At 68.4% G+C, this 22634-nt stretch carries 20 protein-coding genes; 6 read left to right on the plus strand and 14 right to left on the minus strand.

What is annotated here, in order from left to right; all coding sequences use genetic code 11:
• Positions 1-34 precede the first annotated feature (34 nt).
• Entirely contained in the window at positions 35-928 is an 894-nt protein-coding gene (locus tag ACEN9H_RS09885) for a LysR family transcriptional regulator (RefSeq protein WP_413674622.1), read from the minus strand.
• Positions 929-1031: 103 nt separating this feature from the next.
• Between ACEN9H_RS09885 and ACEN9H_RS09890 the strand changes: the two genes are divergently transcribed.
• Positions 1032-1631 carry a glutathione S-transferase family protein gene (locus tag ACEN9H_RS09890; protein ID WP_413674623.1) on the plus strand — a complete coding sequence of 200 codons (600 nt, stop codon included), beginning with the start codon at positions 1032-1034 and terminating at the stop codon, positions 1629-1631.
• A gap of 6 nt (positions 1632-1637) precedes the next feature.
• Positions 1638-2528 carry a pyridoxamine 5'-phosphate oxidase family protein gene (locus ACEN9H_RS09895; RefSeq protein ID WP_413674624.1) on the plus strand — a complete coding sequence of 297 codons (891 nt, stop codon included), beginning with the start codon at positions 1638-1640 and terminating at the stop codon, positions 2526-2528.
• A gap of 129 nt (positions 2529-2657) precedes the next feature.
• Here the strand turns inward: ACEN9H_RS09895 and ACEN9H_RS09900 are convergent, their stop codons facing one another.
• Entirely contained in the window at positions 2658-3695 is a 1038-nt protein-coding gene (locus ACEN9H_RS09900; RefSeq protein ID WP_413674625.1) for an L-dopachrome tautomerase-related protein, read from the minus strand.
• Between the two features lie 23 nt (positions 3696-3718).
• Positions 3719-4846: a DNA topoisomerase IB gene (locus ACEN9H_RS09905; protein ID WP_413674626.1), complete on the minus strand. Its 1128-nt coding sequence runs from the start codon at positions 4844-4846 to the stop codon at positions 3719-3721.
• Between the two features lie 95 nt (positions 4847-4941).
• Here ACEN9H_RS09905 and ACEN9H_RS09910 point away from each other — a divergent pair, with 95 nt between their 5' ends.
• Positions 4942-5241: a hypothetical protein gene (locus tag ACEN9H_RS09910; RefSeq protein ID WP_056135542.1), complete on the plus strand. Its 300-nt coding sequence runs from the start codon at positions 4942-4944 to the stop codon at positions 5239-5241.
• A 35-nt stretch (positions 5242-5276) separates the two neighbouring features.
• On the opposite strand, the gene ACEN9H_RS09915 is transcribed toward ACEN9H_RS09910, so the two are convergent.
• The 6 genes from ACEN9H_RS09915 to ACEN9H_RS09940 form a co-directional block, all read right to left on the minus strand.
• Positions 5277-6893 carry a Na+/H+ antiporter gene (locus ACEN9H_RS09915; protein ID WP_413674627.1) on the minus strand — a complete coding sequence of 539 codons (1617 nt, stop codon included), beginning with the start codon at positions 6891-6893 and terminating at the stop codon, positions 5277-5279.
• Between the two features lie 96 nt (positions 6894-6989).
• Positions 6990-7421: a hypothetical protein gene (locus tag ACEN9H_RS09920; RefSeq protein ID WP_413674628.1), complete on the minus strand. Its 432-nt coding sequence runs from the start codon at positions 7419-7421 to the stop codon at positions 6990-6992.
• Complete coding sequence (locus ACEN9H_RS09925) at positions 7415-8020, minus strand: N-acetylmuramoyl-L-alanine amidase (protein ID WP_413674629.1); 606 nt, start codon at positions 8018-8020, stop codon at positions 7415-7417. Before ACEN9H_RS09925 ends, ACEN9H_RS09920 begins: the two co-directional genes overlap by 7 nt.
• Before the next feature lie 17 nt (positions 8021-8037).
• Positions 8038-8529 (minus strand): Hcp family type VI secretion system effector, encoded by a 492-nt coding sequence (locus ACEN9H_RS09930; protein ID WP_413674630.1) that lies wholly within the window; start codon positions 8527-8529, stop codon positions 8038-8040.
• A 159-nt stretch (positions 8530-8688) separates the two neighbouring features.
• Positions 8689-10929 (minus strand): ATP-binding protein, encoded by a 2241-nt coding sequence (locus ACEN9H_RS09935; protein ID WP_413674631.1) that lies wholly within the window; start codon positions 10927-10929, stop codon positions 8689-8691.
• A gap of 4 nt (positions 10930-10933) precedes the next feature.
• Complete coding sequence (locus ACEN9H_RS09940; protein WP_413674632.1) at positions 10934-12103, minus strand: pyridoxal phosphate-dependent aminotransferase; 1170 nt, start codon at positions 12101-12103, stop codon at positions 10934-10936.
• Between the two features lie 202 nt (positions 12104-12305).
• Between ACEN9H_RS09940 and ACEN9H_RS09945 the strand changes: the two genes are divergently transcribed.
• On the plus strand, positions 12306-12665 hold the full coding sequence (locus tag ACEN9H_RS09945) for a hypothetical protein (RefSeq protein WP_056135524.1): 360 nt from the start codon (positions 12306-12308) through the stop codon (positions 12663-12665).
• A gap of 52 nt (positions 12666-12717) precedes the next feature.
• On the plus strand, positions 12718-13323 hold the full coding sequence (locus tag ACEN9H_RS09950) for an isochorismatase family protein (protein WP_413674633.1): 606 nt from the start codon (positions 12718-12720) through the stop codon (positions 13321-13323).
• A 77-nt stretch (positions 13324-13400) separates the two neighbouring features.
• On the opposite strand, the gene ACEN9H_RS09955 is transcribed toward ACEN9H_RS09950, so the two are convergent.
• Genes ACEN9H_RS09955 through ACEN9H_RS09965 form a run of 3 tightly spaced genes read right to left on the minus strand, consistent with a single transcriptional unit; the run spans position 13401 to position 17642 of the window.
• Positions 13401-14903: a tetratricopeptide repeat protein gene (locus ACEN9H_RS09955; protein ID WP_413674634.1), complete on the minus strand. Its 1503-nt coding sequence runs from the start codon at positions 14901-14903 to the stop codon at positions 13401-13403.
• A 4-nt stretch (positions 14904-14907) separates the two neighbouring features.
• Entirely contained in the window at positions 14908-17163 is a 2256-nt protein-coding gene (locus ACEN9H_RS09960) for a molybdopterin cofactor-binding domain-containing protein (RefSeq protein WP_413674635.1), read from the minus strand.
• Complete coding sequence (locus ACEN9H_RS09965; RefSeq protein WP_056135516.1) at positions 17160-17642, minus strand: (2Fe-2S)-binding protein; 483 nt, start codon at positions 17640-17642, stop codon at positions 17160-17162. Before ACEN9H_RS09965 ends, ACEN9H_RS09960 begins: the two co-directional genes overlap by 4 nt.
• Positions 17643-17807: 165 nt before the next feature.
• Here ACEN9H_RS09965 and ACEN9H_RS09970 point away from each other — a divergent pair, with 165 nt between their 5' ends.
• Positions 17808-20168, plus strand: coding sequence for a diguanylate cyclase domain-containing protein (locus ACEN9H_RS09970; RefSeq protein WP_413674636.1), 2361 nt, complete (start codon positions 17808-17810; stop codon positions 20166-20168).
• On the opposite strand, the gene ACEN9H_RS09975 is transcribed toward ACEN9H_RS09970, so the two are convergent.
• Together ACEN9H_RS09975 and ACEN9H_RS09980 are read right to left on the minus strand one after the other, a co-directional pair.
• Positions 20169-21152: a CsgG/HfaB family protein gene (locus ACEN9H_RS09975; protein WP_160407597.1), complete on the minus strand. Its 984-nt coding sequence runs from the start codon at positions 21150-21152 to the stop codon at positions 20169-20171. It lies immediately after the preceding gene.
• Positions 21153-21288: 136 nt separating this feature from the next.
• On the minus strand, positions 21289-22632 hold the full coding sequence (locus ACEN9H_RS09980; protein WP_413674637.1) for an erythromycin esterase family protein: 1344 nt from the start codon (positions 22630-22632) through the stop codon (positions 21289-21291).
• Positions 22633-22634: the final 2 nt, after the last annotated feature.

The raw sequence follows: 22634 nt of genomic DNA on the forward strand, positions 1-22634 counted from the left end.
CAGGGTGACAGGCAGCGGCCTTCGCTCGGGCCAATCAGCGGATCACGTCCAGCGCCGCGAATTCCCGCACCGCGAAGTCGACGAACGCGCGCAGGCGCGGCGCCATGTGGTGGCGGCTGGGCATGACGAGGTGCACCGGGGCCGGTTCCGGCTCGTACTCCACGAGCAGGCGGCGCAGCAGGCCGGTCCGCAGGTCCGGTTCGACCTGGTACGACAGCGCCCGCGCGATGCCGAAGCCGTCGCGCGCGGCCGCCAGCATGGCTTCCGTGTCGTTCATGCGCAGGCGCGGGCTGTAGCGCACCACGTGCTCGCGGCCGTCCGCGCGGAAGCGCCATTCGGCCACGCTGCGCACGGCCGTCGACATGATCAATTCGTGGCCCGCGAGGTCGGCCGGGACGAGGGGCGTGCCGCGCCGGTCGAGGTAGGCGGGGCTCGCGACCGTCACGCGCCGCACCTCGCCCAGCCGGCGCGCGACGAGGCTCAGGTTGGCCAGCGCGCCGATGCGCAGCGCGGCGTCGATCCCTTCCTCGATCAGGTCGACATTGCGGTCGAACAGCGTCAGGTCGACCTGGATGTCCGGATGCAGCGCGAGGAAGCGCGTGACGACCGGCGCCACGTGGCGCCGGCCGAACACGGTGGGCGCCGTGAGCCGCAGCAGGCCGCGCGGGGTGCCGGCGCCGGGCGGCTGCAGCGCGGCGTCGTAGTCCGCCAGCAGGCGGCGCGCCTGTTCCGCGAGGCGCAGGCCTGTTTCCGTCGGCGTGAGGCGGCGCGTGCTGCGTTCGAACAGCCGGGCGCCGGCGCGGTTTTCCAGCGTCCCCAGGATGCGCGTGACGGCCGCGGGCGAGCGGCCCAGCTTGCGCGCGGCGGACGCCATGCTGCCTGCGTCGAGGATGGCGATGAACACGTGCAGCTCGTCGAGTCGGTCCATGATTATTGCGAGAGGTGGAATACTGAATTGTCATTATGCCGGATTCCGGTATGAATGATCCGGCACTACGATGCAGGGACCGACAATCACCACAGAGACGACCATGACCCGCATCCTCCACGGCACCCGCCTGTCCGGCCACGCGCACCGCGCCCGGCTGTTCCTGCACCTGCTCGACCTGACCTACGAATTCGCCGACAGCCCGGCCGACGTGCGCAACTCCGCCGCGTTCCGCGCCATGAATCCGCTGGGCCAGATCCCGGTGCTGCAGGACGGCGACGTGGTGCTGGCCGACAGCAACGCCATCCTCGTCTACCTCGCGAAGCGTTACGCGCCGGGCAGCGCCTGGCTGCCGGAAGACCCCGTCGGCGCGGCCCGCGTACAGCGCTGGTTGTCGCAGGCGGCGGGCGAGATCATGTTCGGCCCGGCCGCCGCGCGCGTGTCCGCTCGGTTCTACGACACCGGCGTGCCGGCCCCGCTGTCGCAGGCGCTGGCCGCCCGCGTGCTGGGCCTGATGGAAGGCGAGCTGGCCGCGCGCGACTGGCTCGCCGGCGCCGTGCCCACGATCGCGGACGTCGCGTGCTACAGCTATGTCGCGCACGCGCCGGAAGGCGGCATCGCGCTCGATCCGTACCCGCAGGTGCGCGCGTGGATCGCCCGCGTGGAAGCGCTGCCGGGCTTCGTCGCGATGCCGGGGGAGTGAGCGATCATGGATGGCGACCGTATCCCGCTGCCGTTCCACAAAGGCGAGTTGAGCGCGCAGGCGCTGGCCGGCGTCGAGCCGTTCAACGCGCCGATCCGCAACCGCATGCCGGACCAGCACCGGACCTTCTTCCCGCTGCTGCCGTTCGTGGCCCTGGCCGTCGCGGACGATGAAGGCTGGCCGCTCGCGACCCTCGTGCAGGGGCCGCCCGGATTCGCCAGCTCGCCCGATCCGGCGCGCCTCGACGTGGCCGCGCTGCCGTCGCCCGACGATCCCGTGCGGGCGCGGCTGGCGGCCGGTGCACGGGTCGGCATGCTCGGCATCGACCTGGGCACGCGCCGGCGCAACCGGTTGAACGGCGTTGTCGCGGCACTGGGCGCGGCCGGATTCACGGTCGACGTCGCGCAGTCGTTCGGGAACTGCCCGCGCTACATCCACGTGCGCGCGCTGCAGCCGGTCGAGCGCACGGCCGGCCCGGTGACGGCATTCGATGCCGACCTGCCGGCACGGGCGCGCGCGATGCTGGCGGCGACGCCCACGCTGTTCGTGGCCAGCGCCAGCGGCGCCGATGCGCAGGACGGTGCCGCTGGCCTGGACGTGTCGCATCGGGGCGGCCCGGCCGGCTTCGCGCGGCTGGAGGGTGACGTGCTGGTCGTGCCGGATTACGCGGGCAACCGGTACTTCAACACGCTCGGCAATTTTCTGGTGGAGCCGCGCGCGGCGATCGTGGTGGCCGATTTCGCGACCGGCGACGTGCTGCAGCTGCAGGGCGTCGTCGAGGTGGACTGGGAAGCGGCGGAGCCGGAGCGCATGCCGCCGGTGGAGCGGACGTGGCGGTTCCGGATTGTGCGGGGGTGGTTGCGGGAAGGGGTATTTGGACTCGCCGACAGTCCATGACTCGTCGTTCCCGCGTAGGCGGGAACCCATACTGAACGTCAGAAGCCCGGTATCAATCCGCTCGCGAAATATCCGACTTACTGGTTTTTGTTGCTCGGCATGGGTTCCCGCTTTCGCGGGAACGACGGGTTAGAGCACAATCTTCCACAACTGCGTCGGCAACGCCGCCGGCGCCTCCGGCTTGAAGAACGCGGAATCCTGGATGTGCGACGTGGTCACGTAGATCGTCCCGTCCGGGCCCTGGCTGAACGTATCCGGCCAGCGCAGCCGCTCGTCCTGCACGACGATGCGCGCCTGCGCCGACGGGCCTTCGGACAGGTCGCGCACCTTGATCGCATCGTCCTGCACGGACGTCAGGTACATGAGCTCCGTGCCGCGCGCGATGAGGAGGCCGTCGTTGACGCCGTTCTTCCCGTACGATTCGACCTGCCCGCCGATGTCCTCGCCCAGCAAGCCGGCGCCGGTGAGGGCGGCGGTCGGGATGCGATACAACTCGTCGCCCTTGATCGCCTGCCAGTACAGGTACTTGCCGTCGCCGGACAGCTCGATGCCGTCCGCCGAGAACTCCACGCCGCGGCCGTCCGGGCGGCGCAGGATCTTGCCGTCGGCCGTCACGTTCAAGCCTTTTTTCATCTGCGTGGACGGGTGGCCGTCCAGCACGCGCACCGTCTTGCCGGACGCGATGTCGACGACGAGCAGCGCGCCCCGCACGCCGGAATCGGTGATGTACGCGACCTTGCCGTCGTTCGAGAAGCGCACGTCGTTCAGGTAGGAGCCTTGCGGTGCGGCGTCCTCGTCGAACGCGATCGTCTGCGTCACCTTGTCGGTCGCGAGGTCGATGCGCACGAGCTTCGCGCCGCCGGCCACCAGGTGCGCCTGCGCCGGCGCGGCCGGGTCCAGCACCCACAGGCTGCCGCGCCGGTCGGCGACGACGCTCTGCACGCACACCCAGTGGTCGTGCGGCGTCACCTCGTCCTTCTTCGCGTTGCGCCAGCCGTTCCACGCTTCGTCCGGATACGGCCGCACCCCGCCATCCTTCAATTCGGCGACGGACACCTCGGTGTCCTCGGTCCAGCGGGGGAAGTTGACGAAGATGCGGCCGTCCTCGGCGACGGTCACACCCGTCACCTGGTGGCCGAAATCGGCGACGAGTTCGATGCTGCTCATGGGGTTCCTTTCGTTGGATGGATTCAGGCGGCGCGCCGCTTCACGGCCAGGTCGTTGGCGGCAGTCTCCTGCGCGAGGCGCCGTTCCAGCATCGCGAGCACGGCCGCTTCTTCGGGCTGCAGGTCCTTCAGGTCTTCGACGAGGCTTTCCTCGGCGCGGGCGCGCAGGCCTTCGAGCATGGTGCCGTCCAGGTAGGCGTCCAGCACGGCCGGGTGCACGTAGCACTTGCGGCACACGGACGGCGTATTGCCCAGCCGTTCCGCGACGGATTCGATGGCGCGCACGACGTTCTTCTTCGCCTGCGTGTCGGAATCGACGGCTTCGAATTCCTGCAGCGCCATCGCGGCGAGGACGGTCCCGGACCACGTGCGGAAATCCTTCGCCGTGTAATCCTCGCCGGTGATCGTACGCAGGTAGTCGTTCACGTCGCTCGATCCCACCGTGTGCGTTTCGCCGTCTTCGTCGAGGTACTGGAACAGGTCCTGGCCCGGCAGGTCGCGCGTGCGCTGGATGATGCGGGCGAGGCGCCGGTCGTGCACCTTGACGTCGTGATACACACCGCTCTTGCCGCGGAAGCGGAACTCGACTTCGCTGCCGTCGATCCTGACGTGGCGATTGCGCAGCGTGGTCAGGCCGTACGACTTGTTCTCGCGGGCGTATTCGTCGTTACCGATGCGCATCATCGTCGCTTCCAGCAGGTAGACGATCGTCGCGAGGACTTTTTCGCGCGGCAGGCCGGGGAGGGACAGCGCGCGATCGACTTCCTTGCGGATCTGCGGCAGCGCCTTGCCGAACTTGATCATCCGTTCGTACTTGACCTCGTCGCGCACCTCGCGCCATTTCGGGTGGTAGCGGTACTGCTTGCGCCCGCGCGCGTCGCGGCCCGTGGCCTGCAGGTGGCCGTTGGCCTGGGGGCAGATCCACACGTCCGTCCACGCGGGCGGGATCGCCAGCGACTTGATGCGCTTGAGGGTGGTCTCGTCCTCGACCGGTTCGCCCTTCGCGTCGAGGTAGCGAAAGCCGTCCTTGACCGGCTCGCGCAAGATGCCCGGGCGGTCGTCGTGGACGTAGCGCAGGCCCGCGGCCCTGGCGGCGGCAGGCGGATCGGTGTTCGGCACCGGGTCGGAAGGTATCTGGTCTGCGCTCTTCATCGGGGACTCGCAAGGTGGGCTGGCCCCAGTCTACGCCGGCGCCGGGTGCGCACCGTTCGGGAACTAACGTAGCGCAGGCCCGTTAGAATGGCGCCATGCCGAGCAAAACGCCCATCTTCCCCGGACCGCGCACCGCGCGCGGCCTCGTCCTCGCCGTCCTCCTGTCCAACGCCGACCAGGCGGGCGCCGAGCCGCTGCGCGGCCGCGTGACGCTGGCCGCCATCGTCCGCGCGCTCAAGCGCAAGTACCACTGGCCGATCGAGACGACGAGTTTTCCTTCCAACGCGCCGGACGGCCGCGCCACGTGGGCCACCGTGTACAGCCTGCCGCCCGACGTCATCGCGAAAGCGCTCGACGAGCGGGGGCGCGACTGGCTGAAGAGCAGCCGCGGCTAGCCTCGCTGCTCGGTTTTGCTGCTCGGTTTTGCTGCTCAGTTTTTCTGATAACGCGCTTCGAGCAAGTCGATCTGGCGCAGCAGGCGGCGCGCCGTCTCGTCCGAGATGTCCATGCGGCGCGCAAGGCGCAGCACCGTGTCGCGCTCCGCGCTCAGCGCGAGCAGCCGGTAGCTGCGCTCCGTGCGCTTGAGCGCCTGCGCGTCGCCATTGCCGCCCACGGCGTCGGTCGCGTTCAGGCGGTGCCGGTACAGCCGCAGCACGTGGGCCACGGCCCGGCTGCCGTCCTCGCCGTCCTCCTTCTCCGCCCGTTCCAGCGCGGCGATGGCCGCCAGCGTGGCCGCGTGGCGCGCATCGTCCTCGCTGCACTTCGCATCCGGCTCGGCCGGCATCTCCAGGCCGCGCAGCAGGGCGGGCAGCGCGGCGCTGGCGAGCAGCAGCGACACCACGATCACGCTGCTGGCCAGGAAGATCGCCAGGTGGCGCGCGGGGAACGGATCGCCGTTCGGCAGCGCGAGCGGCAGGGTCAGCACGCCAGCCATCGTCAGGGCGCCGCGCACGCCCGCCACCGACGTGGCCAGCATCACGCGCAGTTTCGGCGTGAAGACCTGGCGGCCCAGGCGCTTGCGGTTCAGGATCGTCAGCTGCAGCGAAATCCACACCCACGCGAAGCGCAGCAGCACCAGCCCCAGGCTGAACGCGAGCGCGCGGCCGACGAGCCACCACAGATCGTACGGCGTGCCGCCGGCCGGGTGCAGCGCGCCGCGCACGATGTCCGGCAGTTGTTCGCCCAGCAGCACGAACATGGTGCCGTTCAACGTGAATTGCAGCGCATCCCAGATGACGTTGCGGCGGATGCGCGTGCCCGGCGTCGCCCCGCCCGACAATTCCAGGTAGCTCATCGTGATGCCGGCCGCCACGGCCGCGAGGATGCCCGATGCCTCGAGGCGTTCGGCCACGAGGTAGGCGCCGAATGGCGTCAGGAGGTTGATCAGCACCGGGACGCCATCCTCTTCGCCGAAGCGGCGCTGCAGGATGCCGTGCGCGCGCGTGATGGCGAACGTGATCGCGATGCCGGCCGCGATGCCCGCCAGCGCCACCCACAGAAACGTCAGGCTCGCCTGCGCCAGCGAGAAGTGTCCGGTCACGGCCGCGGCGACGGCGAAGCGGAAGCACACGAGGCCACTCGCATCGTTGAGCAGGCTCTCGCCCTCGACGATGTGCATGAGGCGCGGCGGCATCGGCACGCGCGCCGTGATCGACGAGACGGCGACCGGGTCCGTCGGCGCCACGATGGCCGCCAGCGCGAAGGCCACCGCCAGCGGCATCGCGGGGATCATCCAGTGCAGCAGGTAGCCGGCGCCGACGACGGTGAACAGCACGAGGCCCAGCGCGAGTTCCAGGATCGTCGCCTTGTCGCGGAACAGGCCGATCTTGGGAATACGCCAGCCGTCCACGAACAGCAGCGGGGGCAGGAAGAGCAGGAAAAAGATGTCCGGCTCCAGCGCGATGCCATGGCGGAAAACGCCCGAGATGACGGCGCCCGCGGCGATCTGGATCAGCGGCAGGGGCAGGGCGATGGGCAGCACGCGCGCCACGTAGCCGCTGGCGATCACGGCGAGCAGCATCGCCAGGATGACTTCGACGGTCTCCATATCATCTCCTTTCACGGTCGATGATAAGGGATGGTGCGGATGAAACACGGTACGGTTGCGCGTGCCTACACGTTCAACCAACCCGCCGTGGCCTGATTATTCATCGGCAGGCGGGAAAGCGTCGGCCCGGCAGCGCGGACAATACAGGTATAAGGTTTGACCGTTGCCCAGTTTAAGCGAGCCGGCACGATACTGCTGGATTGCCCAGATACCCCTGACGCCGTTCTTGAAGGTGACTTCTCCGCTCGCATAGCAGGGCGACCAGTCGAGCATATGAAAGTAATCGTGTTCTGAGACTTCGGCCGCTTTGCCGATGTACTCGCGGATTTCCTGATCGCTGAGCTTGAAACCAGAGCATTGCGCCGCAGGTTCACCTGCCGCTGGAGAGATCGCGCCGCTGTTCCGACTGGTGACTGTGCTGATCGGCGGAAGATGTGTCTTGCGCATTATTGGTTCGGTACCAGAACCATCGTCCATTGCTACGGACGCGCCTGCCGTCACGGCAAGGAGGAGTGCAGCGACTACCATGATGCGCTTTCGGCTTCCGTCGGGTTCTTGCGGGAGACGACCGGGTGCCGGAAGATTTCACTCATCGGCACGCCGAAAGTCGAGGTGAGCTCGGCGATCAGCCACTGAAGCGACGCGTTTTGCCGTTCATTCACCGTTTCGTAGACTCCCTGCTCGGCCGGGTTCCGGCTTTTGCCGGCTACCACGGCACCAACGATCTCAATCCCGATGCTGTCCTCGTTCGAGGGATAACGCTGAGGCGTGGGCTTCGCCATTTCCATCCGGTGTTCGGTCTTTGGACTGAAGTGTTTCAGCGCATGAAGGTCGGTCGGGCTACAACGATGCTCAGCGAGACACCGCGCTCGAAGTCTACCCACATGCCAGGTCTGCCGGAATAGCGATGCGGTCTGATGGATCGTTCCATCCTTGTCGATCAAAAAATGAGCGCCGTTCGCGTTTTGCATCGTGTAGCTATTCAAGGTCGAGGCGCCAGACCCGCCGCCGGTCTGGTGAACGATGATCCCATTGACCCGCTGTAAAATGCCGCGCTCGATCAGTGGACGCGGCGCCCGCTGTACACGTGCATTGACGACGTAGCCTTGCGTGTCCACATGGAGCATGAGGTCACCTCATCCTGTCAGGCCGCGGTCTTGTTCGCTGCCAGATCCCATCCGCCGGACGTGTTTCCGCCGGCACCGCCGCCTATTTTCTGCTGGGTGTATTTCTCGGCGATCCTGGCGTAGTGCAGTGTGAACTGGTCAAGCACCAAGCCGGATCCGCCCCAGGATTTTTTACTGCTGGACACCAGCACGCTTTCCAGCATGACCTCGTAATACTTGAGCGCGCCGGAGCCGTCCGCGCGGAAGAATTCGAGCTTGGCTTTCGGGATCGTCTTGCCCTGGGCCGCCAGTTCCATCAGTTTTGGAGAAGCGAGATCAACCGCCTTCGTAATCCGGATCGCATCGAAGACAGCGCGTCCGACTGTGTGGCCACCAGCGGTCGACACGGTGCCGGCAGTCGGCTGGGTGACACCCCAGTCAACGGCCACGATCTCGATCCATCCCTTGTGCCTGTCGTCGTTCGATTCCCCGTTGACGCCATCAATTTGCAAATAGACATCAGCTGCCATGTTTCTCTCCTCGGTTGCCCATCCGTGATTCTCGACCGGAAGGCACGAGTACATTTATGCGAGATCAGTATCCGCAGATGTTGAGAGAAACCGCGTGGCGATAGTTTTGCAGCGTCGTAAGATGGGCTCCCCAGTCCATCAACGCGATACGCAGACGCGTTAACGCCGGATGTTCGCCTCGGCGGCCGCAGCCAGGATATCCGCCAGCTGCATCGTATTCACCGGCTTGACGAGGTAGTGGTCGAACCCGGCCGCCATCGACGTGTCGCGGTCCTGCTGGCGGCCGTAGCCCGTCATCGCGATCAGCGTGGCGCCGGCCGCCTGCGGCAGCAGGCGCAGGCGCCGCGACAGTTCGTTGCCGTCGAAGTCGGGCAGGCCGATGTCGAGCAGGCAGACTTCCGGCACGAAGGATTTCGCCAGTTCCAGCGCGTCCGTGGCGGAGTACGCGACTTCCACGCGGTGCCCGCCGGAGCGCAGGAACAGCTGCAAGGTGTGGACGGCGTCGACGTTGTCGTCCACGAGCAGGATGCGCAGCGGCACGCCGCCGTCGTGGTGTTCGCCGCCGACGACGGGCGCCGGCGCCAGCACGACGTCCTGCGTGTAGCGGGGCAGGCGTACGGTGAACGTCGAGCCCTTGCCGAGGCCCGCGCTGTAGGCCTTCACTTCGCCGCCGTGCAGTTCGACGAGGCTTTTCACGAGGGCGAGGCCGAGACCGAGGCCGCCCTGCGAGCGGTCCGGCGTGCGCTCGGCCTGGGTGAACAGGTCGAACACGCGTTCGACGAGGGCGGGCTCCATGCCGATGCCGTCGTCGGCCACCGTCAGCACGTAGTCGTTGCCGTCCGCGTCCACGCGCAGGTGGATGGTGCCGCCTTCCGGCGTGTACTTGGTCGCGTTGTTGAGCAGGTTCGCGCATACCTGCACGAGCCGCTTGTGGTCGCCCTTGACGTACGCGGGCGCGGGCGGCAGCTCGATCACGACGCGGTGGCGCCGCGCCGCGATCAGCGGGCGGATCTGCTCGGCCGCGTCGTCGACGACGCGCTTGAAGTCCAGCACCTGCGTCGCCAGCGACACGAGGCCGCGCGTCACGCGCGACACGTCGAGCAGGTCGTCGACGAGGCTCGTCATGTGGTCGACCTGGCGCACGATGATGGAACAGGTCTGGGTGATCTGGGCATTATCGGAGTGCAGCAGCTTGAGCAGGTGCGCGCCCGTGCTGATCGGCGCCAGCGGGTTGCGCAGCTCGTGCGCGAGCATCGCGAGGAATTCGTCCTTGCGCTGGTCGGCGGCGCGCAGTTCGCGCTCGGCCAGCGAGCGGGCCGTCTCTTTCTTCTGCAGCGCGGCCGCCATGCGGTCCAGCGCCTGGGCCAGGTTGCCGATCTCTTCGTGGCCGTAGGCGATGCCGGAGCGCGCTTCCAGGTCGCCGGCGGCGATGCGCTCGGCGGTGCCCATCAGCTTGCGCACGCGCTGGACGATCAGCACGTCGCCCACGAGCCAGGCGGCCAGCATGGCGAGCAGCGTGGTCGCCGCGAGGCCCAGCAGGGACATGATCTGGTCGTGGCGCGCGGCCGACAGGATCGTCTCGGTGGGGATGCCGATCGTGACCGTGTAGTCGGTCAGCGCGGGCGCGCCCACGCGCGCGAACGTGTGCAGGCGCTCGATGCCGTCGTCGCCGCGGACCGTCACGGCGCGCTGGCCGGCCGTGTTCAACGCTTCCTGCATCGCCGGCGACAACCTGGTGCCGAAGAAGCGCTCCGGATCGGGGCGGCGCGAGATGACGGTGCCGCGCGCATCGGCCGTCGCCAGCACGGAGCCGGGCGGCAGGTTGATGTCGTTGATGAAGGTGTCGAGGCCTTCCAGGTCCATCGCCGCAAACACGACGGCCAGGACTTTCCCGCTGCGGTCGATGACGGGATAGGTGAGGTTGATCGTGTGCTTCTTGATGACGCGGCCGAACACGTAGTCGCCGGCGATGAACCGGCGTTCCGAGATGGCGCGGCGGAAGTGGCTGCGGTCGCCCAGGTTGACGGGGTGGAGCAGGGGGACGGCGCTGCAGGTGACGTCGCCGTTGAGCTGGATGAGGCCGAAGTTGACGAAGCCCTCGTTGCGGTCGAGGACGTCGGACAGCAGCGACGTGCATTTCGCCGTGTCGCCCATCAGGTCCGGGACGCTGGCCAGGTCGACGAGGATCTGGCGCGCACCCTCGATCGACTGGGCCTCGTTGGCGGCCGCCATGCCCGTCAGGCGGCGCAGGTTTTCTTCCGATGCCTTGATGGCATGTTCGCGTTCGCGGATCCCGGACAGGATCGTCATCACCGCCAGCGGCGTGATCGCCAGCGCGACCAGCAACATGAGCCGGCTGCGCAGGCTGTTCAGCCGGAAGCGGCTCAAGCCAGATGTCATTTGTCTATCTTCTATCTGCCGCCTTGTGGGCAACAAACGCATTCCCAAATTCGATGATCCTGCGGATGCCTTCGCGCAAGGTCGCCACGTCGTCCGAAATATAGCCGAGCCGGATGTAGCCGGGCACGCCCAGCGCCTCGCCCGGCATGACCGCCACCCTCTTTTCCTCGAGCAGCGCTTCGGCAAAGCCGACCGTGTCCAGCGTCAGGCTGCGCACGTCTCCCCACAGGTACGGACCGGAGGCCGGCGCGTGCATGACGATCCAGGGGACCTCGGCAAACAGCCGCACCGCCAGGTCGCGCCGGTCACGGTAGTCCGCCATCATCGCGCGCGGCGCGCCGGTCGCGAACGCGACGTCGGCGGCCACCTGCGACAAATGCGGCGCGGCCGCCGTGATTGGGCCTTGCAGCGTCTGCATCGCGTTGACCACTTCGGCGGGCGCCAGCGCGAAGCCGACCCGCCAGCCCATCATGGCGTAGCTCTGCGAGGCCGAAAACAGCGTTACCACGCCGATGTCCCGCCAGTCGCACAAGGCCGCCAGGCTGGTGTGTCCGCCTTCGAAGATCAGGTGTTCGTAGCTTTCGTCGACGATCACCCGGGCCCCGATGCGCTCCACCCATGCTCGAAGGTGTTCCAGTTCCCGGCGAGTGTACACCTTGCCGGTGGGATTGTGCGGGTTATTGATGATGACGATGTCCGGCTTGCCGAGGCCATCCAGCAGTGCCGGCGTGATTTCCTCAGGGAGATCGGCCAGGATAGTCCGCAGGCCCAACAGTTGTGACGTAGCAACGTATGCCGGCCAGTGGGGCTTGAAAATCAGGACGGTGTCGTACGGATCGCTCAACGCATACAGCGCTTCGTACAATCCCTGCTTGGCGCCGTTGGTGACGATGATCTCGTCCGTGCCCGCGTCGATGTCGTTTTCCTTTTTCAGCTTGGCCGCCAGCCGTGTCCGCACGTCCAGTGCGCCGACCACGCTCGTGTACGGCATGATCCGCTCGCGCTCGATCGCCGCCGCTACCGCGTCCAGTACCGGCCGCGGCGCGGGAAAGTGCGAAATGGCGATCGAGAAGTCGATCACGGACTCGCCCTGGCTGCGCAACGTTTCCACGCGGCCGTGCATGGCGGTGGTGGCGAGGGGGCGGGAGGAAGCGATCCGGGCAGAAATTTTCATTTTGTTGTTCTCTTGGGATGGTGTTGTTGAAAAGTCATGACGCACGGTGCAACGGCTGGGTGTTGCCTGATTGTACTAAATCGGCAGAACGATGCCGCACTGGTGGAAAATAGCGCGCGGGAAATTGGGGCGAGCGGCGGGCGCCGCGCGGCGCGGGATTCTGGTACGGTGATTGCAAAGTGAACCATTGCGGGAGGACGCCATGCAGCAACCCATCGTACGCACCTTCAAGCACGTGACGGCCGCCGAACAGGCGCGCGCCGAACTGCTGGCCGCGGGCATCGCAGCCGACGACGTCGCGATCGACGTCCGCATCGACGAGACCGGCCCCGTGCAGGGCAATTTCACCGTCGGCGATTCGCCCGCGGTGACGGGCAAGACGGCCTATTCGCACACGTACGCGCCGGTGGCGCAGGACGATGTGCGCGACTGCCAGGTCACCGTGAACGCCGCCGACGCCGCGCTGGCCGAGCGGGCCGCCGCGATCCTCGACCGGCACGGCGGGCACGATCCCGATCCGGCCCATGCCGCCGCCATCGCTGCCCGCGAGACGCGCCATTGAGTTTGCGCGACAATAAGGCATCGCGGTCCGCGACCGCTTCCAGGAGAGACGAATGAGTGCCATCCACCTCGACAAGCAGGATGCCCTGCTGATCATCGACATGCAGGTCGACTTCCTGCCCGGCGGGGCGCTCGGCGTGGCGGGCGGCCATGAAGTGGTCGCGCCGATCAACCACCTGATCGAGCTGTACCAGGCACAAGGCCTGCCGATTTTCGCGTCGCGCGACTGGCACCCGCAGGACCACTGCTCGTTCGCGGCACAGGGCGGACCGTGGCCGCCGCATTGCGTGGCCGGCACGGCGGGCGCCGCATTCGCGGCCGAGCTGGCGCTGCCCGACGATGCCATCGTGATTTCGAAAGCCGACACGGCGGCCGTGGACGCCTATTCCGCGTTCGGCGGCACCGACCTCGCGGCGCAGCTGCGCGCGCGCGGTGTGGAGCGCGTGACGGTGGTGGGTCTCGCCACCGATTACTGCGTGCTGAACACCGTCACGGATGCGCTGGAAGAAGGCTTCGATACGCTTCTCGTGCCGGAAGCGATGCGCGCCGTCGACGTGAACCCTGGCGACGGCCGCCGCGCGCTCGACCGCATGGTCGCGCGCGGGGCGGTGCCGGTGCGGCTGGGCGAGATCGGGATGGTCGCGCTCTCCGTCGCCTGATTCGGACGCCGGTGCGCGTGGACGGCGTGGTGCGGCTGGGCGTGAGCGACAGCGGCGCGGGCGTGGCGGCTGCCCGATTACGCCGCGCGCAGCAGCACGAGGTGGCCGGCGATGCCGCGGCCGTGATCCTCGCGCAATACCGCGTGCGCCGTCGCGAGGACGTCGAACCCGGCCGCCTGCGCGGTCCGCCGCACGTAATCGAGCGCATGCGCGAACCGGTTCGACGGCTGGAGCGCGAAACCGCGATCGTCCTCGCCGAGCGCTTCGCACGACAACGCGAACAGCCCGCCCGCGCGCAGCGCGCGCCGCACCCGCGCGAACAGCGGCGCGAGGTCGCCGAGGTACACGAGCACGTCGGCCGCGACGGCGAGGTCGCACGAGGCGGGACGCTCCGCCAGCCAGTCGGCGATGTCGGCACAGGCCAGGTCATCGTACAGGTCCAGTTCCGCCGCCTTGTCCAGCATGCGCTGCGACAGGTCGACGCCGGTGACGTGGCGCGCCAGCGGCCGCAGGAAAGTCGCGCACAGTCCCGTGCCGCAGCCGAGGTCCAGCGCGGCATCCAGCGGCAGCGCCGCCAGGTGCGGACGGAGCAGGGCGTCCAGCAGCGCCGGCGTGCGGTAGCCGAGGACGTCGACGAGGTGGCGGTCGAACCGGCCCGCATACTGGTCGAACAGGTGTTTCACGTAGTCGGCCGGCGCCGCATCCGGCTGCTCCGCCTCGCCCAGCGCCGCCAGTGAAAACCGGATCTCGTCCGCATCCGCGCCCAGGTCGAGCGCGCGCCGGTACGACGCCACGGCAGCGTCGCGCTGCCCCAGTCCGCGCAGCGTGTTCGCCCGATAGTGCTCGGCCAGCGCGTAGTCGGGCCGCACGGCCAGCGCCCGTTCGTAGCTGTGCAGGGCGGCCGCAAGGTCGCCCGATTTCTTCAGCGCCGCGCCGCGCGCGCACCAGGTGTCGGCCTGCGGGGCCAGCGCGAGCGCGCTGTCGTACGCATCGACGCTGTCCGCGTGGCGGTCCAGCGCCTGCAGTGCGTGGCCGAGCGCGACGAAGGCGTCCGCATACGCGGGCCGCGTGGCGAGCGCTTGTTCGGCGCTCACCACGGCATCCGCATGGCGTCCCAGGTCGTGCAATGCGATGGCGCGGTGGCACCATGCGTCGGCCAGCGCCGGGGCGATGCCGAGGGCGCGTTCGTAGCTGTCCAGCGCGTCGGCCAGGCGGCCGAGCCGGCGCAGCGTGTTGCCGCGGTTGTCCCAGGCGAGCGCATAGCCCGGATCGAGGCGCAGCGCGGCTTCGTAGTTGGCGAGCGCGGCATCGGTGCGGCCGAGGTCCTGCAGCGCGGCGCCCAGGTTGCAATGGGCGCGCGCCTGCTGCGGGTCGATCCGCAGCGCTTCCTCGATCAGTTCCACGGCACGGCCGGGATGCCCGCGCTGGCGCTCGATCACGCCCAGCAGGTGCAGCGCGTCGAACTGGCGCGGGTCGAGGTCCAGCACGCGCCGGTACAGGGCCTGCGCCTGCTCGAGCCGGCCCTGCTGGTGCAGGCGGACGGCCTGGCCCAGCAGGTTGGACGCGTCTTCCACCGTCACCCGGTCAGCTCCAGGACAGGTCCGCCTTGGCCAGCGGCAGCTCGCGCACGCGCTTGCCGGTGGCGGCGAAGATCGCGTTGCAGACGGCCGGCGCCAGCGGCGGGAACACGGGTTCGCCCAGGCCCGTGACGGGGTAGTCCGTCTTGAGGAAGTGCGTCTCGATCTTCGTCGGCGTGTCGAAGATGCGCAGCAGCGGGTAGTCGTTGAAATTGCTCTGCACGATGCGGCCCTTGTCGATGTCGAGCGCCGGATACATCAGCGTGGACAGGCCGTCGATGACGGAGCCCTGCACCTGGTTCTCGGCGCCGGACAGGTTGACGATCTGCGCACCGATGTCGGCGACGACGAAGACGCGGTCCACCCGCAGCCGGCCTTCCTTCGACACCGTCACCTCCGCCACCTCCGCGACATAGCCGCGGTGGCTGAAGTGGAAGGCGATGCCGGCGCCCTGGCCGCGCGCGAACTTGCGCTGGCCCCAGCCGGATTTTTCCGCGACGGCCTTCAGCACGTTGCGCATGCGGCCCACGTTGTACGGCACGCCGCGTTCTCCGGTGCCGGCCACGAGGTCCTTGTCGCCGAGGAGGTCGAGACGGAAGGCGAGGGGATCGCGCCCCGCCGCATGGGCCAGTTCGTCGATGAAGCTGTGGAACACCCACGCGAACACGTTGCTGCCCGGCGCGCGCCACGGCCCCATCGGAATGCGGCATTCGAGCGGCGTCTGCTCGATCAGGCAGTTGGCGAGCCAGCGGCCGGGGAATTCGTCGCCGGACAGGTTGCCGCCGCTGCCCGGCTGCAGCACGCTCGCGCTGCCGCCGTCGCTTTCCTTCTTCTCGATGCGGTTGGCGAACGTGACGAAGTGGTCGTGCCAGGCGACGACCTTGCCTTGCTCGTCCACGCCGCCGCGCAGGAAGTGGAAGCCGCCGGCGCGGAAATGGTCGTGCTGCAGGTCGTCCTCGCGCATCCACGTCAGCTTGACGGGCGCTTTCACCTTCTGCGCGATCGCGGCCGCCTCGACGATGAAGTCGGACGACAGGCGGCGCCCGAAGCCGCCGCCGCTGCGCGTGATGTGGAGCAGGATCTTGTCTTTCGGGATGTTGAAGGTCGCGGAGACGAGGGCCTGGCCCGCGCCCGGATTCTGCGTCGGCGCCCACAGTTCGAGGGTGCCCTCGAGCGGCTTGAACCACGCCGTGCAGTTCTGCGGTTCCATGCTCGCGTGCGAGATGAACGGGTAGACGTAGTTCGCCTCCACCGTGCGCGCGGCGCCCGCGAGCGCCGCATCGACGTCGCCGTCCTTGCGCATCACGGCGGCGCCGGGCTGCCCGCTCGCGGCCTGGGCGGCGGCGAGGAAGCCGGCCCAGCTGTGGCGCGCGCCTTCGCCTTCGTCCCACGTCACTTTCAGGTTCTTGCGGGCGCGGAACGCGTTCCACGTCGAGTCGGCGACGATCGCGACGCCGGGCCGCAGGCCGTTCAGGTTTTCCGTGCCCTCGACGAGGAACGCGGCCTTCACGCCGGGCATGCGCTTGATGGCGTCCAGGTTCGCCTCGACGGGACGGCCGCCCGGCACGGGGCATTTCACGTACGTCGCGTACAGCATGCCGGGCAGGTGCGTGTCGATGCCGAACAGCGGCTGGCCGCTGACGACGAGCGCGTTGTCCACGCCGCCCACGCGCGTGCCGAGCAGGCGATAGGTCGCCGGGTCCTTCGGCACGACCTCTTTCGCATCCGGCACGGGCAGCGCGGACGCCGTGCGCACGAGCGCGCCGTAGCCCAGCTTGCGGCCGCTGGCGCCGTGCACGACGGCGCCGTCCGCGGCCCGGCACTCCGCTGCCGGCACGTTCCACGTCTGCGCGGCGGCGCGTACGAGCATCGTGCGCGCGGTGGCGCCGAGGCGGTGGAAGTTGTCGTAGTTGGTCGGCGTCGACGTCGAGCCGCCGGCGCCCTGCGACCCATAGATCGGGTTCAGGTCGCCCTGCACGACGCGGACCGATTTCCAGTCGACCTCGAGTTCTTCGGCCAGCACCATCGGCAGCGACGTCTTGATGCCCTGGCCGATTTCCGGCTGCTTGGAGACGAGCGTCACGCGGCCGTCCGCGCCGATGCGGATGAACGCGTTCGGGACGAAGTCGCCCGCCGCGGGCTCTTGCGCGCCGTTGTCGGCCAGCGCCGCGATGGCGCCGCTCGCCTGCACGCCCAGCAGCAGGGCAACACCCGCCGACTGGCCGAGGAAGCGGCGGCGCGCGGAGGAGGCGGGGCGGCTCATGCTTTCCCCTTGTCGCCGGTCGCGGCAATGTCCGCGGCCCGGTGGATGCCCGCGCGGATGCGGACGTAGGTCGCGCAGCGGCACAGGTTGCCGGCCATCGCGTCGTCGATCTGGGCGTCGGTCGGCTTCGGATGCTGTTTGAGGAGGGCGCACGCCGTCATGATCTGGCCGGCCTGGCAGTAGCCGCACTGCGGCACGTCCAGCTCGGTCCAGGCCTGCTGCAGCGGATGCATCGCGCGGGCATCGAGGCCCTCGATCGTGGTGATGCGGCGCTTGCCGATGCTGCTAACCGGCAATTGGCAGGCGCGGGCCGGCTGGCCGTCCACGTGCACGGTGCAGGCGCCGCAGGCGCCGATGCCGCAGCCGTATTTCGTGCCGACGAGGCCGAGGGTATCGCGCAGCGCCCACAGCAGCGGGGTATCCGCTTCGACGTCGACGGCCCGGGCCTTGCCGTTGACGTTCAGTGTGTATTTACTCATGTCCTCGTGGGATGGGTTGGGATTGCCAAAGCTGAACTGTGCAATGCTAAACCAAACTGCCCCGTCAAGACCAAGGGATTTGATCTTTTACGTGGCAATAGTAGAAACCCGGGGGCTATGACATACTGGAGCGGCCCGATGCGCAGCATCGCACGCCCCACTTACATGCGACGACCGATCACTTTTCCGACCAACCTGCGCAGCCGCCTCGCCGGTGCCGTCGGCGTGCTCGTGCTGGGCGCCACCATGCTGGCGGGCCCACTGGCCGTGGACGTGGCCGAGCACGACCTGCGCGCCGTGCTGGGCGCGCAGCAGTATGCGTCGCTGTCCGGGGCCGCCGCCTTTCTCGACGACCTGCTGGAGGCGCGCCTGCGCCAGATGGCCGCGCTGGCCGCGGCCATGCCGGTCGAGGCCCGCCACGATCCGCGCCGCCTGCAGGCCTGGCTCGCGAACCGCACGGCCGACGTGGGCGACGAGTTCGTCAACATCGCCGCCTTTGCCCGTAACGGCGAACTGGTGGCGTCGGGCACTTCCATGCCGACCGCCCAGCCGCTGACGGCCACGGGCCGTCCGTACTTCGAAGAAACGCTGTTGCGCGGCCGCGGCATCGTGTCCGATCCGTTCCAGAGCCGCCTGTCCGGCGCGAACATGGTGCTGGTGACGGCGCCCGTGTTCGACGACCACGGCGAGATCGTCTACGTGCTCACCGGCCGCATCGACCTGCAGCATGCGCGCTTCCTGCGTCAGGTCGACGCCCTGCGGCCGGGCAGCACCGGCTACCTGTTCCTGATGTCGGCCGACGGCACGCTGATCGATTCGCCCGCGAAGGAGCGCCAGACGGCGCCGCCCGCCGACCAGCCGGGCCTCGCGCGCGCCCTGCACGGCTTCGAGGGCTGGCTGATCGGCGGCGACCGCGCAGGTCCCGCCATCGTCACGTATAAACGCCTGGCGACGACCGGCTGGATCCTCGGCGCCCGCTATCCCGAGGAAGAGGCGTTCGCGCCGCTCGCCCGGGTGCGGCGCACGGTGCTGGTCGTGGCGGGCATCCTCGCGCTGGTCGCGGGCCTGCTTGCGTGGTGGCTCGTGCGCCGCGGCCTGCGCCCGCTGGCCGAGTTGCGCCGCAACGTGGCCGCGGTGCGCCACGAGGGCGTCGACAGCGCGGTGCTGGCGCTCGCCCGCAACGACGAGGTCGGCGAACTGGGCCGCGCTTTCCACGACCTCGTACAGGCGCGCGGGCGCGCGGCCGCCCGCATGCGCGCGATCGCCGACAATGTCCCGGCCGTGATCGCCTACGTCGACCGCGACGAACGCTTCGAATTCACCAACGCCGGCTTCGACCGCATGATCGGATCCGCGCCGGATGTGTTCATCGGGCGCACGGTGCGCGAAGCGCTGGGCGAAGCCGGCTACGCGCGCCTGGAACCGCTGATCCGTGCCGCGCTGCGCGGCGAGCATGGCCACGTGGAAGACGTGCGCAGCGACGACGCCAAGCGCCACCAGATGATCGACACGATTCCCGACATCGATGCCGACGGCCGCATCGTCGGCTTCTTCGTGATGGCGATGGACATCAGCGAGCGCAAGGAAGCGGAACTGGCGCAGGCCGCGAGCGAGCAGCGCCTGCGCCTGATCGCCGACAACCTGCCCGTGCTGATCTGCTACATCGACCGCAACCACCGCCTGGGCTTCGGCAACGCGACGTTCCAGGCGTGGCTGGGCCTGGAACCGGTCCGCCTGCCCGGCATGCATTTGCAGGACGTACTGGGCAAGCCGGCCTACGACGCCGCGCGACCGCGCCTGAAGCAGGCGTTCGAAGGCGTCGGCGCCACGTTCGAGATGCCGCTGCAGGCGCAGGGCCGGCACCGCATCCTGGAATGGACGTTCGTGCCGGACGTGCAGGCGCAGGGGCGGGTGAACGTCGCCGTCGCGGGCGTGTATGCGCTCGCGCACGACATGACGCGGGTGAAGGAGGCGGAAAGCCGGCTCGTGCAGATGGCGCGCTTCGACAGCCTGACCGGCATCGCCAACCGCCGGCTGTTCGGCGAACTGCTGGGCCAGGCACTGGAACGCGTGCGCCGCCAGCGGCAGGTGATGGGCCTGGCATACCTGGACATCGACCATTTCAAGGCCATCAACGACACGTGGGGCCACGGCGTCGGCGACGAGGTGCTGAAGGAATTCGCGCAGCGCCTGGCCGCCTGCGTACGCGTCACGGACACGCCCGCGCGCCTGGCCGGCGACGAATTCGTCGTCCTGCTGGAAGACGTCAAGGGCGTCGACGAGGCGGAGCGGATCGGCGCCAAGATCGTGGAGGCCATCCGGAAGCCCATCGCGACCGGCGCCGGTCTGCTGGACGTCACGGCCAGCGTGGGCATCGCGCTCGTGCACGGCATGGACGGCCCGCTGCCCACGCAGGACGAGGTGCTGGGCTGGGCCGACACGGCGCTGTATGCCGCCAAGCACGGCGGCCGCAACCGCTGCGTCGTGCGCGTGGCGGAGGAGGCGGCCGGCGTGTCGATGAAGTAGTTACTGCGGCGCGGGCTGCGTGGCCACCAGCGTGCGCTGCACCCAGCCGCCGGAGACGTTCTCGCCGTCGATCTTGACGAAACCGTCGCGCTCTTCGCCGGTGGCGATCGCTTCTTCCGACCGCTTCAACGTCCCCATCACCTTGCTGCCGGAACGCGGTTCCGTGTACACCTTGACGGTCGCGAGGCGCGCATACACGCTGGCGCCGGCCGTCACGGGCACGCCCTCGCGGGTCGACGCCTGCGCATTCACCTTGCTGGCCGCGCTGCTGGTGCGCACGAGACTCGGCTCGTTGCGGATGCGCGCCACGATGCGGTTGTAGTTGTCGAGCAGGCTGGCCGCGACCATCTTGCCTTCCGGCGTGTTCGTGTAGCCGCCCAGGCGCGAATAATCGCCGCCGCCCCAGCTCCAGCCGGAAATACCGAAGTCCGTCTTGGTCGCGACGCCTTCTTCCGCCGCCACCTGGATGCCGGACCGGACGTCCGCGATCAACAGGCTCGTCTGCGCTTCCTTGAACTTGAGGTTGCCCGCGATGCCGCCCGCGATCCGGCCCAGGCCGCCCAGCAGGCGTCCGCCGTAATCCGAGATCGCGCCGCCGATGCCGCCCGTGTTCGCGGCGGCGAATTGCACGTTCGGCGTCATCACGAAGTCGGCCGCCTGCAGCTGGCCCTTGCCGACATTGCTGCCGGACAGCGTCTCGCCATTCGCGGCGAGTGCGCGTTCCTGCTGCAGATTGGCCATCGCCGCCCCGCGCTCGACCACCTGGAAGCAGTTCGATTGCTGGATCATGATGCGCAGCAGTGCGACTGGCGAGCCGAGCCCGTAACTCTGCAGCGCGTGGGCGCTCTCACTCTGCGCTTCCGTGACGGCGATGGTGCCGAGCGGGCGGTCGCAGCGCTCGACCTTGGACGTGGTTTCCTGGGCGTGCAGGGAGGTGGCGCCCGCGAGCAGGGCGGCGATGATCGAAATCCGGATTGGCTTCATGATCCTTGTAAATGAACAGTGAGAAGGAAAGCACGCGGAGCGTGCCTTGCACCTTTGTTCATTTTACAAGTCTGTACAGGGTTGCAATCTCGCCAATTTTCACATTTCCCGACTTTTCAGACACCTCGGTCGCGTTTCAAATACCGGTAGGATAGGTTTCCGGCGGTTCCTCCGCATGCCAGCCGCCGCCCTGATCGAGCGGATGCACGGCCGTCGTGTGGTCGATGTGGATCACGGCATCGAACTGGGGCGCCATGCGGGCAGCGAAATAATGGCTGTGGCGCTCCGTGCGCGGCAGGTAAATGACGCCGATGGCCCGTTCCAGCCGCCGTTCCTCCATCGTGGCGCGTACGTCCTGGTCGATTCCATCGCGCAGGGGCAGCAGGAAGCGGGGGATGCCGGTCTCGTGCAGCAACGCTTCATAGCTGCCCGGCATACCCGGCCGGACGCGCTTGTGCTCGGCCGGCGCATCCCATTCCGAGGCGGCCGTGACAAAGCCGTCGTACGTGGAAAACCCGATCAGCCGGGCCTGCCCATCGTATTCCTTGCGCGCCAGTTCGCCAACGTTCCACTCGCCCATTTCTCCCATTTCCGTCGCGCGCGCGTCGCCGATGTGGGAATTGTGTTCCCAGACGACGATCCTGGATGGCTCGCCATCCTTCGACAGGTGGTGGGCAAGCGCAGCCAGCGTCTCCGCCATGTGGCTGTCGCGTAAATTCCATGACGACACGCGGCCCCGGAACATCGTCCGATAGTATTCCTCGGCATTCTTGACGAGGCGCGCGTTCTGCTCGGCGTAGAAAAACGCTTCCTCGTCGCCGTCCCGGTACATGTAGTCGGCGGCCCGTTGCTGTAGCTGGCGCAACTGCTCGAGGACGCCTTGTTCGCACGACGCGGACAGGTCCAGGCTCGCTGTATAGCCGTAGTGCTGGGTGTCCTCGTGGTAATGGTCGAAGCAGGCGTAACGCTCGCGCGCCTGGCGTGCCGCGTTCGGGTCGACCTGGTCGAGGTAGCGCAGCACTTCCTCCATCGACGTGAACAGGCTGTACAGGTCCAGGCCGTAGAAGCCGACCCGCGGTCCGGCCGTTTTCTCGTTATGGCGCCGCAGCCATTGGACGAATGCGGCGACGTCCGTGTTGCGCCACATCCAGTTCGGAAAGCGCTGGAAGCCGGACAGGGCTTCGTCGGCATTGCGGTCATCGCCGCGGCCGCGCACGTAGCGGTTGACGCGGTAGGCGTCCGGCCAGTCCGCCTCGACGGCAACGGCGTGGAAACCCTTGTCCTCGATCAGGCGCTGGGTGATGCGCGCCCGTTCCTCGTAGAACTCGTGGGTGCCGTGCGTCGCTTCGCCCAGCAGCACGAAGCGGGCATCGCCCACGAGGTCGAGCAGGGCGTCGTAGTCGCGGTCGCCGCCCGTCAAAGGACGCGCGGCGTTGCGCAGCGCCGAGATGGTGTGCTGCGGGGTCTGCGGCGTCGCCATGA

This window comes from Massilia cellulosiltytica (assembly GCF_047325105.1).
GTDB classification, from domain to species: domain Bacteria; phylum Pseudomonadota; class Gammaproteobacteria; order Burkholderiales; family Burkholderiaceae_D; genus Telluria; species Telluria orientalis.

Excerpts from the sequence above, each read along its gene's own strand:
- ACEN9H_RS09885 (WP_413674622.1), bottom strand. The coding sequence starts at position 928 with ATGGACCGACTCGACGAGCTGCACGTGTTCATCGCCATCCTCGACGCA.
- ACEN9H_RS09890 (WP_413674623.1), top strand. The coding sequence starts at position 1,032 with ATGACCCGCATCCTCCACGGCACCCGCCTGTCCGGCCACGCGCACCGC.
- ACEN9H_RS09895 (WP_413674624.1), top strand. The coding sequence starts at position 1,638 with ATGGATGGCGACCGTATCCCGCTGCCGTTCCACAAAGGCGAGTTGAGC.
- ACEN9H_RS09900 (WP_413674625.1), bottom strand. The coding sequence starts at position 3,695 with ATGAGCAGCATCGAACTCGTCGCCGATTTCGGCCACCAGGTGACGGGT.
- ACEN9H_RS09905 (WP_413674626.1), bottom strand. The coding sequence starts at position 4,846 with ATGAAGAGCGCAGACCAGATACCTTCCGACCCGGTGCCGAACACCGAT.
- ACEN9H_RS09910 (WP_056135542.1), top strand. The coding sequence starts at position 4,942 with ATGCCGAGCAAAACGCCCATCTTCCCCGGACCGCGCACCGCGCGCGGC.
- ACEN9H_RS09915 (WP_413674627.1), bottom strand. The coding sequence starts at position 6,893 with ATGGAGACCGTCGAAGTCATCCTGGCGATGCTGCTCGCCGTGATCGCC.
- ACEN9H_RS09920 (WP_413674628.1), bottom strand. The coding sequence starts at position 7,421 with ATGGTAGTCGCTGCACTCCTCCTTGCCGTGACGGCAGGCGCGTCCGTA.
- ACEN9H_RS09925 (WP_413674629.1), bottom strand. The coding sequence starts at position 8,020 with ATGCTCCATGTGGACACGCAAGGCTACGTCGTCAATGCACGTGTACAG.
- ACEN9H_RS09930 (WP_413674630.1), bottom strand. The coding sequence starts at position 8,529 with ATGGCAGCTGATGTCTATTTGCAAATTGATGGCGTCAACGGGGAATCG.
- ACEN9H_RS09935 (WP_413674631.1), bottom strand. The coding sequence starts at position 10,929 with ATGACATCTGGCTTGAGCCGCTTCCGGCTGAACAGCCTGCGCAGCCGG.
- ACEN9H_RS09940 (WP_413674632.1), bottom strand. The coding sequence starts at position 12,103 with ATGAAAATTTCTGCCCGGATCGCTTCCTCCCGCCCCCTCGCCACCACC.
- ACEN9H_RS09945 (WP_056135524.1), top strand. The coding sequence starts at position 12,306 with ATGCAGCAACCCATCGTACGCACCTTCAAGCACGTGACGGCCGCCGAA.
- ACEN9H_RS09950 (WP_413674633.1), top strand. The coding sequence starts at position 12,718 with ATGAGTGCCATCCACCTCGACAAGCAGGATGCCCTGCTGATCATCGAC.
- ACEN9H_RS09960 (WP_413674635.1), bottom strand. The coding sequence starts at position 17,163 with ATGAGCCGCCCCGCCTCCTCCGCGCGCCGCCGCTTCCTCGGCCAGTCG.
- ACEN9H_RS09965 (WP_056135516.1), bottom strand. The coding sequence starts at position 17,642 with ATGAGTAAATACACACTGAACGTCAACGGCAAGGCCCGGGCCGTCGAC.
- ACEN9H_RS09970 (WP_413674636.1), top strand. The coding sequence starts at position 17,808 with ATGCGACGACCGATCACTTTTCCGACCAACCTGCGCAGCCGCCTCGCC.
- ACEN9H_RS09975 (WP_160407597.1), bottom strand. The coding sequence starts at position 21,152 with ATGAAGCCAATCCGGATTTCGATCATCGCCGCCCTGCTCGCGGGCGCC.
- ACEN9H_RS09980 (WP_413674637.1), bottom strand. The coding sequence starts at position 22,632 with ATGGCGACGCCGCAGACCCCGCAGCACACCATCTCGGCGCTGCGCAAC.